This window comes from Mucilaginibacter polytrichastri (assembly GCF_001911425.1).
Classification (GTDB): Bacteria; Bacteroidota; Bacteroidia; order Sphingobacteriales; family Sphingobacteriaceae; genus Mucilaginibacter; species Mucilaginibacter polytrichastri.
In genome coordinates, this window is the sequence record NZ_MPPL01000001.1 from 2,976,557 (window position 1) to 2,994,354 (window position 17,798).

The following is a 17,798-nucleotide window of genomic DNA, read 5'->3' on the forward strand; positions in this document are numbered from 1 at the left end:
GGTTAATTGTAATAAGGCTGATTGTCTGTTTCCGCCAGTTCGTAAGTAAAATCATTACTCCGGGGGATGCAGATCATGTTGTTTTCGAGATCCGTTAGTACCAGGTCTATCCCTAACGGAAACTCATAGTTCTGCTCTCTTACTGCATCCAGTATGGCGTGGTTTAAACCGGTAACATAAACCGTTTCTATAGTTTTTACACCGGGCCCTTTCAGGTTAAGCTGTATGGAATCTGCAGTTTCGTCTATACTGATGTTTAATACGTCAACTACAATGGTGGCGCTGTCTTCGGGGTAAGGCAGGGTTCCAATTTTAAGTTCTGCTATAAAACCTGCGCTTTGGTCGCCTTTTACAAAAACGAAGTCTGCCTTTTGCAGGGTTTCAATTTTGGCAGTGGTATGCAGGGTGATAAATTCTTCTATATCATTGCTTAATTCACCAATGGCACAAAAACTGGCATCGGTATTTAGCAGCGAGAAGGCAATAAGCGTACTTGCTTTGCTGATACCGGCCGTCATCCTTATATCCAGATCTGGGATCACATTGATCTTACCCGGCCTGGCCATGCTATCTAATATCAAACGAAAATGCTCCTGGGCATCAAATATTTCGTCGTAAATTATTTCGCTTTGCATATTAATCTTGTTCCATTAGTTTAAAGTCAACCTTGGTACGCAGTATTAAATCGTTCTCTATTTTGGCGTTATGCTCAATAATTGCAGCTTGCTGAGACAGGAAATCAGCAACCGGCTGCATAGGTACGTCGCTTAGTTGGCTGTAAGCATCTATAAAGGCAATACAATAAGCGCGTACCGGTTCATCGCCCAGGCAAATACCTATACCGCGGGTGCCATTAACTAACAATTCGCATTCGGTAGTAAGGGCTTCGCCTAAATAAAAGGGTTGAAATTCTACAGAGTCTTCTGCCTGTATCATGGTCATGCATAAGGCCGGTTGTTTTACCAGTTGCACTTCTACCGTTGTTTCGAGCGTTACCACAAAGGCTTCCAGTAGTTGTAACTCGCATTCGCACAGTATATAATCCTGATCTTGCATTGGGGTTCGATTATTTATTTCAAAAGTACCCGGCAATTATTTGCACTTAATTAGTGCAGAAATATTGTTTTGTTAGCAAACCGTTAGAATGGATTATTAGCGAATGATGAGCAATTAGAAGAAAAGTACCACTCTTTCGTAAGGGGTTGGGGAGTGGGCGACTATGCCAGCTCGAATTTATTACCATTAAAACGGTAACCTATGGAGCGTACGGTTTCTATGGCATCCTTATAAATACCTAGTTTTTTGCGCAGGCCCACAATTTGCACATCGGTAGATCGCTCTGTGGCAAAATATTGCGGGCCGTTAATTTTTTCGATGATCTGGTTGCGCGAAAAAACCTTGCCGGGGTATTTGGCAATTAGTTCCAGTAATTTAAACTCGCCCATGGTAAGGTCGAGCACGGCACTGTTCAAAAATACTTTATAACTAATCAGGTCTATCTTTAAAGCACCGAATTCGAGGTATTCCCTGCCATCATTCCTGGCCGGCATCAATTGCGCTGCGTCTGTACGGCGAAGGATCTTTTTAACCCGCGTCAGCATTTCTTTTACCCGCAGGGGCTTAACCAGGTAATCATCAGCGCCAACTTCCAGGGCGGTTACGGCATCTATCTCATCATTCTTACCCGTCAGCATCACCAAAGGGATATCTTTTGTAGCAGGGCTTAGCTTAAGGTTTTTACATAATTCGAGGCCATCCATTTCGGGCAGCATCCAGTCGGTAACTACCAGATCGGTGTTTTCGTTGGTGATGTATTTGAGTGCATCTACCGCGGTAAAAAAGAATTTCACCTCGTACCCTTCTTTCACAAAATTGTACTTAAGCAGCTCCAGCACATCGTAATGATCGTCAATAATAACCAGCCTGTTTTTCCTCATCGCAATTTGTTTAAGCGGTACATCCCGAAGCTTTTACTGCCCCTATTAAATTACAGTATAATATTACCGCTATAACTTGAAGCTAACTTTAGCCAAATATTAAATTCTGATAAGAAATGGCCATTTACTGTTAAATTATTATACCAAAAGTGCTTTAATAGCCATTGGCTAACATTTGGCTAACAATTACAGGGTGTACCCCCTAATTTATGTTGTGCTTTAATTCAAAACCCGATTTTAACAAACAAATAACATGAGGCTAATTAATATCGAATACCTGATTTACACTTTTACAGTAAATAATAAGCACAGTACTACATGCAGATACAAATTGTTACCCTTAATACCTGGAAGTGCGATGGCGACTATTACAACCGCCGCCAATTGCTTGCCAACCAGCTTAAAGCCCTTACACCACACATTGTAGCCTGCCAGGAATGCTTTTTGACCGAAGACGAAAAGGTAGACACCCTGCGTTTTTTGGCCGAAGAACTGGACATGTATTACCACTTTACCCCTGCCCGCCTGAAGCCCCGATTGTTAGGCGATGATGAGGTGAACAGTTACTCGGGGCTGGGTGTGCTCTCTGCCTTCCCTATTAAGGTGCTGGCAGCATTTGACCTGCCTTTTAATGAGGCCGATGGCGAACGCAAAGTGCAGCAGGTTAGTATTGAAATAACTGAGCATAAAAGGCTATTGTTAACTAATGTACACCTTACCCACTTACATAATGCCGCAACATTGCGTAAAAACCAGCTAACACAGATAGCCCATAAAACAGCCGGGAAAAACTTTGATTATAATATTATTTGCGGCGATTTTAACACCACACCCGATTCTGCAGAGCTAATTCATTTTAAAACACAATCAGAAGCTATTGATTGCTATGAAACCGGCGGCGGTAAGGCACCGAGAGTTAGCCTGAAAGAAAACGGAACAGAGCGAAATGTTGATTACATTTTTGCCTTACCCGCAGGCAGATTGAGTGAATACCCAAACGTAATAAAATCTGCCACGGTATTGAACCTTCCGGATGATTCTGGCATGTACGCCAGCGACCATTTTGGTATAAGCACTACACTAAACACCGCTTAAACACATGAAAAACAAAAACATTGCATCACCAATACTCCTTTAACAATTACCTTATTTTATATTAAAAATGGGCACCCTATTTTATATCGCCGGGGCATCCGGTGCAGGTAAAGACACTTTGATTAACTATTGCCGCAACCAGATTGACGGGATGTTACCGGTTATTTTTGCACATCGTTACATTACCCGCCCGGCCAATGCAGGCGGCGAAAACCATGTAAGCCTCAGCGAAGAAGAATTTAAACTACGCTTAAAAAATAGACTGTTTGCCATGCACTGGGTAAGCCATGGTTTGTACTACGGTATAGGCATTGAAATAAACCTGTGGTTAAAAAACGACTTTAATGTGGTGATCAATGGCTCGCGCGAGTACCTGCCCATAGCCATGGAAAAATACCCTGCAATAAAACCCATATTGATAGAAGCAACTGCCGAAACGCTTAGGGAAAGACTGTTAAGACGTGGCCGCGAAGACAGCGAAAGCATTAACGAACGTATTAACCGTAGTAAAATGATTGATACCCACAGCGAACTGTTTACGAGCATACATAATGATGGACTGCTGGAAGATGCCGGAAATGAGCTACTGGCCACCTTGCTGCAAGCTGAAAGCATCCTTTAATTAGCTAAGCATAACAGGTTGTTAGTTTGTTCACTTAAAAAATCAGGATAAAATTAAACACGATTTGATCGTTGAATAAGGTACCATAGGTTCCCGTACAAGTCCTTAAAGACTGTAACAGTACCGTAACTTTCAACTAATGGATCGCGCACAAAAAGTGATGTTGTTAGCCTACATACGATTATAATCGCGGTAAAAATCTTCCGTATCCAGGAATAAAAAAACTCTTCCCACCACACTGGTTTCCAACACTTCCCTGCTGTTGCTCATTTGCAGCATTTGCAAGCAACACCCGGCAGAGCCGGGATTGAATTAAAACCTGACCTTTTAAATAAGCAACTCACTAGTAACCAAAATGTTACTTCCTTAATAACATTGGGTAATTTAATAGAATAATTATGGGCTGGCTTTATGAAATGACAATTAATGCCTGTGCTATACTAACTGGACAGGCATTTTATTTTTAATTATGATTTATAAAGCGGAAAACAGGTTGGAGATAGTGTAAAAACCATACCTATAAATGAGGCAACATGATGTCGTAATTTGAAAATAAACTACAACCTTTAGTTAAATATTACATACTAAAAATGCTACCGTTTTATGTAATTTTAACTCAACCAATTTAACGTCGTTTATACATTTTATACCGGCACCCAATTTCCATCAGGATGAAAAGACTATTACCCGTATTATTCGTGAGTCTTTTTGCCATCGTGGCGCTGCATTCAAATGCGGCTGCACAGGCAAAAAAACAGGCATCACAAGTTAACAAGATCTTTAAAAACAAGAAACTGGTTAATGGCACGCCCCTTATCCCCGACTCATCTATCAACAAAGCCACATTTCTAAAACAATATACAGGCAACAAGGCCCTTTGGGATCGGGCTTTTGATTACCTGGCCAAAACAGATTTTGATAACACCGCACCCGGCAGGTATGCCATTGCCGGCGATAGCGTATACGCCATTGTGATACAAGGCCCCACCAAAACGCCCGAACAAGCCAAATGGGAATCGCACCTCAAGTATATTGATTTTCAATGTGTGCTTAAAGATGCTGAAACAATGCAAACCGCCCCCATGAGTACGGCTACCATCAGCAACCCTTATGATGCTAAAACAGATAACATTAATTATAATGCCACTACAGATGCATCATACACGGTTAAACCGGGGCAAATTTTATTGTTCTTTCCCGGGCAGGTGCACCGCGCCGGTTTAAAAACCGATGGTTACGATACCGATAAAAGAGTAGTAGTTAAAATTATGGTCTCAAATTAAATGATTTCAAAATAACGGTTTCAAAAATAATTACGCCAATAATTATCATCATGAAAGCAATCTTAAAAAAAACGACCACCACACCCGATCATTCATTCAATATCCACAAAGATGTGGGTGCAGCCATGCTAAGCTCGTGGCATTATCACCCCGAAATAGAGTTACTGCTTATTAAGCGCAGCTCGGGCACCTGCCTCATCGGCGATTTTGTCGGCCCGTTTAAAAACAATGATGTATACCTTTTAGGGTCAAACCTGCCGCATACCTTCAGGCACGAAAGAAAATACCTGCACCGTACCGATGAAAAAATAGGCGAATCTGTAGTCGTGCTTTTTCAGCAGGAATTGTGGGGCAACTATTTTTTAAGCCTGCCCGAAACCCAATGCCTGCTCCGCCTGCTCGAATCTGCCCGCCTGGGCTTACGTATTAAAGGCGAATCGCGCAGAAAAGTGGCTAAAATAATTGAAGAAATGATGCATGAATCGCCCACCAAAAGGATGATCCACCTGCTCTCGGCGCTCGAGATTATTGCATCCACCCAGGAGTACGAAACCATATCCAGCAATGGCTTTTTCCACGAGGTTAACAGTCTCGATAAATCGCGGATTAACAGAATCTTCGAATACACCTTTAATAACTTTCAGCGCAAAATACTGGTAGAAGATGTTGCCGCGCTGATTGCCATGGGCAAGCATTCTTTTTGCCGGTACTTTAAAGCCAAAACCAAGAAAACTTACCTCGATTTTTTAATTGAAGTACGCATTGGCCACGCCTGCCGACTGCTGGTTGAGCAAGACCTTAATGTAGCCGAAATTGGCTATTCCTGCGGATACAATAACATTTCGCACTTTTACCACCAGTTTAAAACCATTACCAACAAACACCCGCTCGAGTACCGGTCGCACTATATCCGTAAAGAGCATACCTTAATAGCAGTATAATTACACGACATGAGAAAATGCTGCCTGTTACTGTGTTTTATACTTGGCTTACTTAATGTTAGCGCCCAAAATGGATCTCAAAAACTTTGGTGGAAACAAAATAACCTGCGGGTTATCCAGGCCAACCTGCCAGATTATAAAGCAGCTACCCTCAACCCCGATTCGCTGGTTGAAGACCTCATGGCATGTTCGGCTAATACGCTGATTATTAATGCGGGCGGCATTATGGCTTTTTATCCCACTAAGCTGGATTTTGAATACACCAATCCATACCTAAAACCCAATAACATGCTGGGTAATGTGGTTGCCAAATGCCATCAGCATGGTATTAAGGTAATTGTTCGGTTTGATTTTAGCCGGGTGCACGAAAGCATTTTTAAAGCTCACCCCGACTGGTGCTATATTTCGCCCAAGGGCGAGCGCATTATTAATACAGATATGTATGCGGTATCCATCAACGCACCTTATGTACAGCAGCATGCTTTCCAGATCATTAGCGAAGTGATGGATAAATACCCCGTAGATGGTATATTCCTGAATATGCCGGGCTACCAGGTAAACAACTCATACGAAGGCAAATACCTGGGCATAGACCAAAACGAGTATGATAAAAAACGCTTTGCCGACTACAGCAAAGGCATGGTGCTGCCCAAAGAAGAAAACAAAGCCGACCCGGTATACCAAAAGTACCTGGAATTTAAAAAATTCACGGGTGATGACTGGTCAAAGCGACTGTATGATTTGGTGAAAGCTAAGAACCCGCAGATTGCGATATGCACCTATACCGATAAGTATGTGGATATTATACGACACGAATCGCAGGCGAACAGCAGCCTGCCCTACTGGCCATACACCGCGTCTGACAATGTGAATAATGCAGCACACTCCTATCCAACGCATATTATCAGCAATGCCAGTATCCAGCAAATCTCCTTTCAATCGCGCTACAATGCGGTAGAACCACAGGAAGTTGCCATCAGGTTATACGAAAATATAGCCAATGGCTCGGGCTTGGATATGAGCATGATGGGCGATATGCGGGGTTATGAAGATGAACGCAATTTTGATGTGATCAAAAAAATTTACGGCCTGCATAAAAAGTACGAATCTTATTTTGGTAACTATACTTCGGTGGCCAAAGTAGCCCTTATTGCACCGGGCTTATGGCCTAGCGGCTTGCCCATGCAGGAATATCGCGGCATACAATTAATACTGAAAGAAGCGCATATCCCTTTCGATATAATTGTGGATGAACAGATCCAAAACCTGCCAGATAAGATCAAAGCTTATAAACTTTTGATATTGCCCGATATTACCTATCTCAACACAAAAGCTATTGATGTATTGAAAGATGCCGCGGAACACGGCAGCAACATTATTGCCACCAATACCGCGCTGAATGACAATCCCGAAGCCCTGATGAATTTATTTGGAGCAAAGATCACCACCAAAGACTATGATGGCGGCGGTAATTATCTAAGCATCGATAACAAAACCACCTTTAAACGGCTAAGCAAGCAAACCATGGTTTTCCTGAAATTCAACCTAGGTCTATATGATCTTTCGGCTGCGGATGAAAGGTTTTTGCCTATCCTGAGCAAAGGCCGCCCCGGCCCACCGGAGATTATTGGCGGGCATAAGCCAACCGGTAATTATGGTATGGCAATCAAAAAACATGGGGCTAGTTCGGCAGTACTTATGCCGTTTAACATTGGCAGGCTGTATTATCAAAATGGCTATGAAGAGCACAAGAACATCTTTTTAGATGTAATAGACCGCATTTATCCGCAAGCAGCGCAGCAAATAATTACCAATGCTCCTGCCCGGGTTGAAGTACTGCTGCAGCAATACGGTAAAAACAATGCAGTTAATCGAAGCAAAAAAGATGGCTTGATCCTCCACCTCATTAACCTCACCGGTTTTAGCGGGGCTACCTACTTTGATCCGCTTCCGCTGTATAACCTAACTTTTAAAATCAAATCCGACTTTAAACCAACTAAATTGGTTACCATGACCACACAGCAACCTATTAATTTTTTGTGGAAGGATGGATACGTAAGCTTTACTGTGAAGAATTTGAATGAGTTTAATAGTATTTTGATTAATAAATAAGCCGTTAAATTCCTTTGTCATATCGACGAAGGAAGAATCTTCTTCACTATAAAAGTGTGCAATACAAAGTGAAGAAGATTCTTCGCTAACGCTCTGGATGACAATAAACATATGTAATCTCTAATACTTTTTAACCGGAGCAATCGGCGTCTTAAAACAATCATTATCTACAAACCAATCTGTTAACCGGCCGGGCCAGTTTTTGAGGCTTTGCAGTGTAGAACGTATGCCGGTGTTAAAGGCATGATTACCCTTAGAGAAGATATGCGCTTCGACAGAGACACCTGCTTCGCGATACTTTTGCAGCAATTTAACTACCGGCGGCGAGCAGCATTCGTCATCATTGGCCACCACTAAAAAGGCCGGAGGCGCATCGGGTGGAATTACATCGGGCACACCCAGCGGACCGGGGTATACCAGGATCATAAAATTGGGTTTAAAATTGGCCTGTTCAATGGGGTCGGTAGCTTTGGGGTTGCCGGTACCTTTTTCGAATGCGATCCAATCTACCACCTCACCACCTGCCGAAAAGCCCATGATACCCAAACGGTTTGGGTCGAAGTTCCATTTACCGGCATTACTACGTACTATCCGCATGGCACGTTCAGCATCCTGTTTGGCATGTACCTGCAGTTTATAGGGCGAATTGGTATCGCGCGCCAAACGGTATTTCAATACGGCAACCACAAAACCCTGCCGGGTTAAAAGCTGTGCGGCTTCGCGCCCTTCAGAATTGATTACGAGCATGCGGTGGCCACCACCCGGGCAAATCAATATTGCCGCACCATTGGCTTTATCTTTGGGCGGCATGTAAACCGTAATAGTTGGGTTATTGATATTGTAGGGATACTTACCGCCTTTCTCCGGTTCGTCCTTACGGTTCTCGAAACCCGGTGCGCCGCTTTTCCAAAGTGGAATAATGGTCGAATCGCGCTGGGCAAAAGCCGTAAACGGCAGCAATGTTAGCAGGTACAAACACAGTTTCATTTTTGCCATGGGTTATTTGTCATTATTCATTTGTCATTATTCATTTGGATATAGCCCATTAATCCCTCAGATCGAATTATGGTCACATTTATATTAAAACAACATTGCAGCAATCGGTAGCCAAGCCTGCGTCAGGTTGTTGCAATGTATATGATTAAAAACCATTACGGGTGGCAAATATAATGCTTGTTTAACTCCACAACCTATCCCACGATCGTTTTTCGTTCCACTCTGGAGTAGGTACAAAATACGATTTATCTTTCGGGTCGAGGTGTTGTTTCAGCACCTCATCATTAAGCTCAATACCCAAACCCGGCGAATTAGGCACGTTGGCAAATCCTTTGGTAATGAGCGGATTTTTATCTACCGTTTTCACAAAATCAGGCCAGTAAGGCAGGTCGATATTATGGTGTTCCAGCGCCAGGAAATTCTCTGTAGCGGCGGCACAATGCACGTTGGCCATAAACGCAACCGGTGTACCGGCAAAGTGCATAGCCATGGCCACGCCTTTTTCCTGCGCATAATCGCCTATCTTTTTGGTTTCGAGCAAACCGCCCGATGAGGACAGATCGGGGTGAATTATATCCACCGCGTGGGCATCTACCAATTTCATAAATTCTTCTTTCAGGTAAATATCCTCGCCGGTAGCAATTGGGGTATCTACCGTTTGAGAAATCTCTTTTAGCTGTTCGGTAAATTCCCAGGGCACGGTATCCTCCATCCAGGCCAACCGGTATGGTTCCAGCTTTTTGGCCAGGCGGATAATATTATTCATATCAAAATGCCCAAAATGGTCTGACGAGAGCGGCACATCATAACCAACCGCGGTGCGCACCTTATCTACATATTTGGCAATCTCATCCAAACCCTTATCAGTAAGCTGCACCTGTGTAAAAGGGTGTTTGGTATTGCCCAGCGTCATCGGCCTGTCGTTCCACTGGCCGCCTTTACCTTTCCAAAAGTTGGAGTTTACGGTTGTACCGGGGATATCTTTCACCAGCTCAATACCCAGGTCCATTTTAAGCCAGGTATAACCTTTGTCCTGCAAACGGTCTTTTACCTTCGCGCTAAACACGTTAGAATCTTCCTCTTCCGGGGTATCGGCATACAACCTGATGGTATCACGATATTTACCGCCCAATAGCTGATAGGCAGGCACATTATAGGCTTTACCGGCCAAATCCCACAGGGCCATCTCAACGCCGCATACGCCACCGGCCTGGCGGCCATGATGCCCAAACTGTTTAATGCTTTTAAACAACAGTTCTACATTGCAGGGGTTCATGCCCAGTAAACGGCTTTTCAGCATTAGGGCATAGCGTACATCGCCGCCATCACGCACTTCGCCCAAACCGTAAATACCCTGGTTGGTATCAATGCGGATAATCGGGCAACGGCCAACGGTTGTCATCGGCACGCAATAGCGCATATCGGTAATTTTCAACTCAGAGGGGTTACTATTGCGGTTTACTTTAGAGGTTGATTGTGCCAGCGTATCCTCTATCGGCGAAAACATAAAGCCGCCCAGGGCCAGCCCGCCTCCCAAAGCTGCCTTCTTTATAAAATCTCGTCGGTTGTCGGGCTGCTTGTCCTCCACGGTTATAGTTTGCTTCGGGGTGTTGTTCTCCGAAATGTACTTCTTAAATAGGTTTTTCATGTATGTTTTTATAGTTAGTTAAGTTTACCTGGTTCTGCTTTTCTTATATATTTATCCGGCTGCTTGCTACTGATACACAGGCAGGAAGTAAAAAATCAGTTCCTTTGTAATGCTTTAGCTTCATTTCGTTTGGTTCAAGTACTATTGCTTACGGTAATATTTTTTGTTTTCAAAAAGGCAATAGCCCCCACTTAACCCTTACTAAAGAGAGCCTTGTTAAAATCCTTGAAAAGCAAAAAGAATTGGTTTATAATTCGCAGGGCTGGTGATGATGAATATGGTCATTATTGATACCTTCACCTATTACCCAATACAAATAAAAACAATAGCTGAGATGTAAACTTTTATTATCAAAGCATTTTTTTGTGCTATATTGACAGGAATAGTAACTGCTACCTTGCTTAAAAACAACCACACTAAGGCTTATTAACTTGCATGCATCTGGCTTTTATAAACACTATATTTATTGTATTATTAATATATTGCAGGCTATTATTAAATAATTTATATACGCTGGCAACCTTTTGATGAGGCTTTACGTGATAGGTATAAAATGAATGTTTAAACCATAAAGTAGCAGTACGATCCTGTATGGGAGAAGCAGACTTACACGAACTAATTTCCGCTTGTATTCAGCAGGAAAGAAAAAGTCAAAAAATGCTGTATAATGCATTTTATGGCTTCGCTATGGGTATATGTTTGCGGTATGCCAATAACCGCTATGAAGCTTCTGAAATTATGAACCAGGGCTTTATGAAGGTATTTACCAGCTTGCATAAATACGATAGCTCGCGGCCGTTTAAAGCCTGGATGGGCCGCATTATGATGAACATGTCGATAGATTACTATCGCAGTAACCTTAAGATGGCCTACACAGACGACCTGGAAAAGGCCGAAAATATAACGCATAACGATTTACCAGACCAAAAACTACACTATAACGAACTGCTAGCCATGATACAGCAGCTGCCCCAAGCTGCCCGGACAGTATTTAACCTTTTCGCTATTGAAGGCTACTCGCACGAAGAAATTGGTGAGCTGCTGGGCATATCTGCCGGCACTTCTAAATCTAACTTATTTAAAGCAAGAGAAAAACTGAAGAAAATGATATTGAAAGCTGCCGAAATACCTAAAAATTTTAACGGCACTAATAATACACAAATTGTAGCCATTAGCAATGGCAACCTGTACCTGGGCTTTTTGAATAATGGGATAAGGTTATGATAGACGACGAAGAAAATAACTTAGACCATAGATTTAAGGAAGGCCTATCCAATGCCGAGGACAACATTGCGTTTCGCAATGCTGACTGGGATGCTATGGAAAAATTATTGGATGAAAAGAAAAGGCGCAAAGGCTTTATTTTCCGCCTGCCTGTCATCATAAGCGGCATAGCAGCTATGCTGTTAATGGCCTTAGGCTTCTTCTTTTTACGCACCGGAAACAAACCCGGAGCAAATAAAAATGATGTGGCAAACGTAAAACCAGCTCATCCAAATTCATTAAACAACACCACGGATACGGCCATCAGCAATGGCACTAACCTGGCAAACAATAACCCCAACACTATCGATAAAACATCTACTTATAAAAATCCGTCAAAAGGAAATTCTGCTGCTCGTGGCACGTTAAAAAATCAACCTATCGTTAAAAACTCAACTGAGTTAGTCGCTGGTTTAAATACTAAACCCCACAAAAAAGTCACGGGGAAAACAAATGGTGTTGTTAAAAATAGTGATATAGAAAGCGGAATATCAAACGATGGTAAACTGGTGTATCAGCATAATGGAAGTAAAACAGACATCTTGAATACGACAGATGAGACAGCTATAAAAAATAGCAATGCCGACCTTGCTAATGCTTCCGGAACTGCTGTATTGAGTATTGATACCGGCTTAGCCGTAGCCAACTTAAGTGCTACCGACAAACAATTGAATAACAGCAGTAACCGTTATGTTGCCGCAGTTAAGCAAAAACAAAAAGCAGCCATAAGCGCAACTGGCAACCCACATAACGTTATACTCAGCATATTAACCGCTCCAGATGTAAATGGCGTGGGCAGCTCATTTAGCCAAGGGCAGCTTGGTACTACCAGCGGGCTTATGCTATCGGTGGGTTTAACGCACAGGTTAACCGTAAGTATGGGGGCTATGTATTCTAAAAAACCTTACATGGCTAGCTTTAGCCAGTACAATACCACGTTTCAATTTAAAGATAACCCCACTAATGTATACGCAGATTGCCGTGTGCTGGATATACCCATTAATATAGATTACCGCCTTTACAGTAAGGGCAGAAACCTGTTTGCTGTAGGTACGGGTATCTCATCGTACTTTATGCTACGCGAAAACTATCATTTTGATTATACCGGCACACCCGGGCCAAGTGATTACAATATCAGCAATCAGAACCAGCATATATTCGGGGTACTTAATATTAATGCTACCTACCAGCGGCGCATTAATGAAAAGTTTGGCTTAAATGTACAACCCTACATGAAACTGCCACTTACCAATATCGGTTATGGCAAGGTAGATCTGCAATCTACCGGTGTGGCTGTGGGCGTAAGCTGGTACCTAAGTTCTTCGAGACCAAAATAGTACGATACAGAAATATGGTTTGTAATAATGCCTGACTATTAAACGAAGGCAAACAGGAATTCTTTTGCCAAAAAATAACTTTTTCTAATTAAAAAAATAAGCTTTGTACACCACCGCCAAAAAGATAAGGGCAGTATTGATACCTGCAGAAAGGCGGGCTTTAAACCGGCACCTGCTGTTGGGTATTTTAATCAGTTTGCTGGATATCCTGTCCCTGGCAATTATTGTATGGCTAGTTAACATTACTGCAAGCCATCATATAGTAGTAATTAACGGCTACTTCGTATCTGCCTGGGTAAATAATAATTTATTAGCAGTTGCCTTAATTACCCTGGCGCTTTTCGGCATCAAAAACTTAATTGGCTACCTTATTACCCAGGCACAGTACAATTACAGTTATAAGGTGGCAGGCCGTTTATCAAACACCAAACTCATCCAATACCTGCACAGCGACTATTTTAACTATGTAGATACCGACTCGTCTGTTTATATGTACCAGATTGGGCAGCAACCGGTCGAGTTTTCGCAATACCTGCTTTCGGGCTTGCAGCAAATTATTGTTCAGGCTGCGCTGATTGTATTAGCGGTTATTGCCATATTGATTTACGATACCAAATTGTTTTTGCTCATCTCTATTTTTATTGTGCCGCCGGTGCTTATTATAGCCTATCTTATCCGCAGGCAACTAAAAAGTATCCGCAGTACCACACGTATCAACAGCGAAAAAAGCCTGCAATATCTAAAAGAATCGCTCTCTGCTTATATAGAAAGCCATATTTATAACAAGCACACTTTTTTTTCAGGCAGGTATATTAAATATCAGCACCAACTTAATACCAATCTGGCTAACCTGCAAAGCATCCAAATGCTGCCATCCCGTTTGTTCGAGGTGTTTGCCATTGCAGGTATCTTTATCATTATGCTGATTAATAGCCGGGAGCATGGCAATACTGCTAATTTAATTGCCGTGGGTATATTTATGGCAGCCGCTTACAAAATTATTCCCGGCCTGGTGAAAATCATCAGCTATAGCGGGCAGATGAAGGCCTTTGACCACGTGCTTAACAACATGATGCCCGAAGAGGTTAGCACGCCTCACCAAACAAATCACAACATCAAAGCCATTCAACACATCAGCTTCTCCCGTATTCAATTCAGTTACAAAGACCGGGTGGTGTTTAACAACCTTAATTTCGAATTATCTAAAGGCAATTTTGCCGGCATCAGCGGCTTTTCGGGCCGGGGGAAGACTACGCTGATTAACATGTTGCTCGGCTTTATTAACCCGGCATATGGTGAAATTTGCATTAATACGCTGCCTGTAGACATGCCCATACTTGCCGCTTACCGCAAGCGCGTTAGTTATGTAAAGCAGTCTGTTTTATTGTTGCACGATACCATTTTAAAAAACATTGTTTTAACCGATGGCGACTATGACGCAGCCCGGTTAAACAATGCTTTACAGCTGACCGGCCTAAATGATCTCATCACACAATACCCGGATGGCATCAGCCAACTGATTACCGAAAATGGCAACAACCTCAGCGGCGGGCAGCGGCAACGCATTATGCTGGCACGTGCCCTGTATAAAGATTTTGATCTGTTAATATTGGATGAACCATTTAACGAGTTGGACGATGCCTCGGAACGAAAGATCCTGACGCATTTGAAACAACTGGCTGAACAGGGTAAAATGATATTATTTATTACCCATAACCAGCAAAGCCTCAATTTTTGCAATAAAATAATTACTCTCGATGAAGCCTGAAGCACTGGTGATCTTAACGCCCGGTTTTGCGGCAGACGAGGGCGATACCACCTGCCTGCCGCCACAGCAGGTTTTTGCAAAAGCGTTAAAACAGGCTTACCCAAATGTCCAAATCATCATTCTTACTTTCCACTACCCTTTTCGTACCGATCATTATCACTGGCATGGCTGTGAGGTAGTTAGTTTTAACGGCAAAGATTGGGGCAAAGGCTTTAGATTAAATACCTGGATAAAGGTTTGGAAAAAGCTTGGTACCTTAAATAAGCAATATCACCTGCTGGGCATCCTCAGTTTTTGGCTGGGCGAGTGTGCGCTGGTGGGACAGCGATTTGCGGGTCGGCATGGTTTAAAACACCACATCTGGCTGTTGGGGCAGGATGCCAAGGCCGGCAACCGCTATTTTAAACGGACCAAACCTGATGGCAACACACTGATTGCCTTATCTGATTTTGTGGCAGAGCGTTTTGAGCAGGGATATGGCATCAAGCCGCAGCATACCATCCCGGTGGGTATTGATGTGGGGTTATTTAGCAATCTGCCTGTTAAAAGGGATATTGATATACTGGGCGCAGGCTCGCTGATCCCGCTTAAGCAATACCATTTACTGATAGAAACTGTACGCTTTGCTAAATTGTATTTCCCGACCATCCACGTAGCTATTTGCGGCAAAGGGCCCGAGGAAGAAAAGCTAAAACAACTCATCTGGCAGTATCAACTCGAAAACAATATTAACCTGTTGGGCGAAGTGCCGCATAGTGAAGTAATTAAGCTGATGCAGCGTTCCCGCTTGTTTGTACATCCGTCAGCATATGAGGGTTTTGGGGCCGTAATAGCCGAAGCCTTGTATGCAGGTACGCATGTGGTTTCCTTTTGCAGGCCAATGAACGGGGTAATCGATCATCATCACGTGGTTGATAATATTAACGAATTGCAAAAGCGGGTTATTGAATTACTGATACAAAAAAACCTCGATCATCAACCTGTGTTGCTTTACACCGCAGAACAAATTGCCCGGCAAATGATGGAACTTTATTGGGTAAAGGATTAAGGGCGATGGGCGATGGATTGACAAGCTGCATAAACATCCTCCGCAATACTATCAAAAGACAGGTTTTGATTAAAATAGCAGATCACGTCTTCTGCACTAATATGCGGTTCATCCAGGCTGCATAAAGTTTTATACAGATCGAGGTGATCGCCCGGTTGATACAGGTAACCATATTGGCCATTATTTGTAATTTTTCTAAAAGGTGGGATATCAGTAACCACCGGTATGCAGCCGCAGGCCATGGCCTCTAACAGTGCGTAACCGCTCCCCTCTTTATAACTGCCAGAAAGATAATAATCTGCCGCACTGAACCATTGCGGCAATTCATCATGAGAAACACTACCAACCAGATGAGTTGCCGCTTTAAGCCGTTCATCACTGCTGAGCATAGTCTTGATATCGTCCAGTTGTTCGCTGGTTTGGTAGATCATGTATAACCGGGCCAACGGCTTAAAATGTAAATATTGGGCAAAAGCCTTTAACACCATCAACGGGTTTTTATTAGCATTTAACCGGCCTACCCACAAAAAAACCGGCCCTCTTCCCTGCATATTAAGCACTTTACGGCTTTGGCATTTATCCTGGGCTAAGAAATTAGTAGAAGCTTCCAGCACTTCAAATACTTTTTGATTTTTGCTAATCACGCCCTTTTGCTCCCAGATGTTTGCATTACCGGCTGATGTAAACAGGTAGGCGTCTACAAACCTCGAGGCCAGTTTTTGGCACCAACCTTTAATGCCTTTAAATGGTAATTCGCCGTGGTGCTGCGCTATAATTTTGCAGTTGCTGTTACATTGCAGTCTCAGTAAAATAACCTGTAATGGAAACACCAGCCCCTGTACTAAAACTACATCGGGCTGCTGGCGACTGATGAACTGATTAGCCTTAAATGGCAAATACCTGAATTTATTGATGCCTTTAAAAAAGTGATACTGCAACCCACCACCCACACAAAAGCCCTCGAAACCAGCATGCTTTACAAACTGGATGTCCATTTTATCCGGCAGCATTTCGGCATAACGGGTAACCAAGCGATGGCGCTGCAATACCTCTTCGGGCTTGCTATACTCGAGGTGGGTGTAATATGTAACGTCAACCAGTTTAATCATCTGCGTATAATTATGCGGCCACTACCGGGAACAGGGCTTCGGGATAATACGATCTGATCTGCTCCATCAACCCGGTTATATTGCCAATAGCATATTTGTAAGCATCTCCAATCTTAACCCTATCAAACTGCTGTAACGGGAAATTTTTATCTGCTAACTGCTGATGGATCTCGGCATCAAACAATATGATTTTACCCCGGTGCATCACCAGCAGTATATCTTCGGGATTAAGGCTGTAGAGGCTACCAGGCTTTTTTCTGCCTATTACCATATCAGCATCCTTATTGGCAGTCAGTTCACCAGTATTGAGTTTCCAGATTTGAGCGGGGCCAGTGGTAAGGCTGGCTAATAATTCTGCTGCATTTAAATGCCCCGTCTTTACTGCCAGGCGCAGATGTTCCCAGATATTCCAGTCGCTGGTCAGGGCCGAATCTGTGCCGAACAAAATGGACGTATGCTGTTTCAGGTTTTTAATATCCGCGGTTTGGTTCAGCAAAAAAAAATTGGATTGCGGGCACCATACCAGGGCTTTAAACTTTTCGGCCTGCCGGGCTTGCATAGCCACGCCATGTATACCGATCAGCTTTTTATTAAACAGATTTGCTTTTAAAAGCTGGTCAATTTCCTGATGTGCCAACT

16 protein-coding genes are annotated in these 17,798 nt (G+C 43.0%); 9 read left to right on the plus strand and 7 right to left on the minus strand.

The features are described from left to right. Positions 1-2 precede the first annotated feature (2 nt). The 3 genes from phnH to RG47T_RS12655 all read right to left on the minus strand — a co-directional run bounded on the left by phnH (position 3) and on the right by RG47T_RS12655 (position 1,937). Positions 3-635, minus strand: coding sequence for a phosphonate C-P lyase system protein PhnH (phnH, locus tag RG47T_RS12645; protein ID WP_074489810.1), 633 nt, complete (start codon positions 633-635; stop codon positions 3-5). Between the two features lies 1 nt (position 636). Next, positions 637-1,056, minus strand: coding sequence for a phosphonate C-P lyase system protein PhnG (locus RG47T_RS12650; RefSeq protein ID WP_074489811.1), 420 nt, complete (start codon positions 1,054-1,056; stop codon positions 637-639). Between the two features lie 161 nt (positions 1,057-1,217). Then, positions 1,218-1,937, minus strand: a complete 720-nt coding sequence (locus tag RG47T_RS12655; RefSeq protein ID WP_074489812.1) for a response regulator — start codon at positions 1,935-1,937, stop codon at positions 1,218-1,220. A gap of 318 nt (positions 1,938-2,255) precedes the next feature. Here RG47T_RS12655 and RG47T_RS12660 point away from each other — a divergent pair, with 318 nt between their 5' ends. From RG47T_RS12660 to RG47T_RS12680, 5 genes are all read left to right on the plus strand, one after another. Beyond that, complete coding sequence (locus tag RG47T_RS12660) at positions 2,256-3,032, plus strand: endonuclease/exonuclease/phosphatase family protein (protein ID WP_074489813.1); 777 nt, start codon at positions 2,256-2,258, stop codon at positions 3,030-3,032. Positions 3,033-3,099: 67 nt separating this feature from the next. Beyond that, entirely contained in the window at positions 3,100-3,654 is a 555-nt protein-coding gene (gene phnN, locus RG47T_RS12665) for a phosphonate metabolism protein/1,5-bisphosphokinase (PRPP-forming) PhnN (protein WP_074489814.1), read from the plus strand. Positions 3,655-4,325: 671 nt separating this feature from the next. Further along, on the plus strand, positions 4,326-4,937 hold the full coding sequence (locus RG47T_RS12670) for a NanQ anomerase/TabA/YiaL family protein (RefSeq protein WP_083627397.1): 612 nt from the start codon (positions 4,326-4,328) through the stop codon (positions 4,935-4,937). Positions 4,938-4,987: 50 nt separating this feature from the next. After that, positions 4,988-5,878, plus strand: a complete 891-nt coding sequence (locus RG47T_RS12675; protein WP_074489816.1) for an AraC family transcriptional regulator — start codon at positions 4,988-4,990, stop codon at positions 5,876-5,878. 9 nt (positions 5,879-5,887) lie between these two features. Continuing rightward, positions 5,888-7,990, plus strand: a complete 2,103-nt coding sequence (locus RG47T_RS12680) for an alpha-amylase family protein (RefSeq protein ID WP_074489817.1) — start codon at positions 5,888-5,890, stop codon at positions 7,988-7,990. 120 nt (positions 7,991-8,110) lie between these two features. Here the strand turns inward: RG47T_RS12680 and RG47T_RS12685 are convergent, their stop codons facing one another. Then, positions 8,111-8,986: an alpha/beta hydrolase gene (locus RG47T_RS12685; protein WP_074489818.1), complete on the minus strand. Its 876-nt coding sequence runs from the start codon at positions 8,984-8,986 to the stop codon at positions 8,111-8,113. Positions 8,987-9,167: 181 nt separating this feature from the next. Next, on the minus strand, positions 9,168-10,634 hold the full coding sequence (locus RG47T_RS12690; RefSeq protein WP_074489819.1) for a mandelate racemase/muconate lactonizing enzyme family protein: 1,467 nt from the start codon (positions 10,632-10,634) through the stop codon (positions 9,168-9,170). A 591-nt stretch (positions 10,635-11,225) separates the two neighbouring features. On the opposite strand from RG47T_RS12690, the gene RG47T_RS12695 reads away from it, so the two are divergent. The 4 genes from RG47T_RS12695 (at position 11,226) to RG47T_RS12710 (ending at position 16,050) form a co-directional block, all read left to right on the plus strand. Continuing rightward, positions 11,226-11,858: an RNA polymerase sigma factor gene (locus RG47T_RS12695; protein WP_074489820.1), complete on the plus strand. Its 633-nt coding sequence runs from the start codon at positions 11,226-11,228 to the stop codon at positions 11,856-11,858. Next, complete coding sequence (locus RG47T_RS12700; protein WP_074489821.1) at positions 11,855-13,234, plus strand: hypothetical protein; 1,380 nt, start codon at positions 11,855-11,857, stop codon at positions 13,232-13,234. Before RG47T_RS12695 ends, RG47T_RS12700 begins: the two co-directional genes overlap by 4 nt. A 103-nt stretch (positions 13,235-13,337) precedes the next feature. Next, positions 13,338-15,002: an ATP-binding cassette domain-containing protein gene (locus tag RG47T_RS12705; protein WP_074489822.1), complete on the plus strand. Its 1,665-nt coding sequence runs from the start codon at positions 13,338-13,340 to the stop codon at positions 15,000-15,002. Further along, positions 14,992-16,050 carry a glycosyltransferase family 1 protein gene (locus RG47T_RS12710; RefSeq protein ID WP_074489823.1) on the plus strand — a complete coding sequence of 353 codons (1,059 nt, stop codon included), beginning with the start codon at positions 14,992-14,994 and terminating at the stop codon, positions 16,048-16,050. Before RG47T_RS12705 ends, RG47T_RS12710 begins: the two co-directional genes overlap by 11 nt. On the opposite strand, the gene RG47T_RS12715 is transcribed toward RG47T_RS12710, so the two are convergent. After that, on the minus strand, positions 16,047-17,159 hold the full coding sequence (locus tag RG47T_RS12715; RefSeq protein ID WP_074489824.1) for a glycosyltransferase family 4 protein: 1,113 nt from the start codon (positions 17,157-17,159) through the stop codon (positions 16,047-16,049). The two genes, RG47T_RS12710 and RG47T_RS12715, sit on opposite strands and share 4 nt — an antisense overlap. 10 nt (positions 17,160-17,169) lie before the next feature. After that, a partial coding sequence (locus RG47T_RS26395) for an amidohydrolase family protein (RefSeq protein WP_216351051.1) occupies positions 17,170-17,798 on the minus strand: 629 nt, incomplete at its 5' end.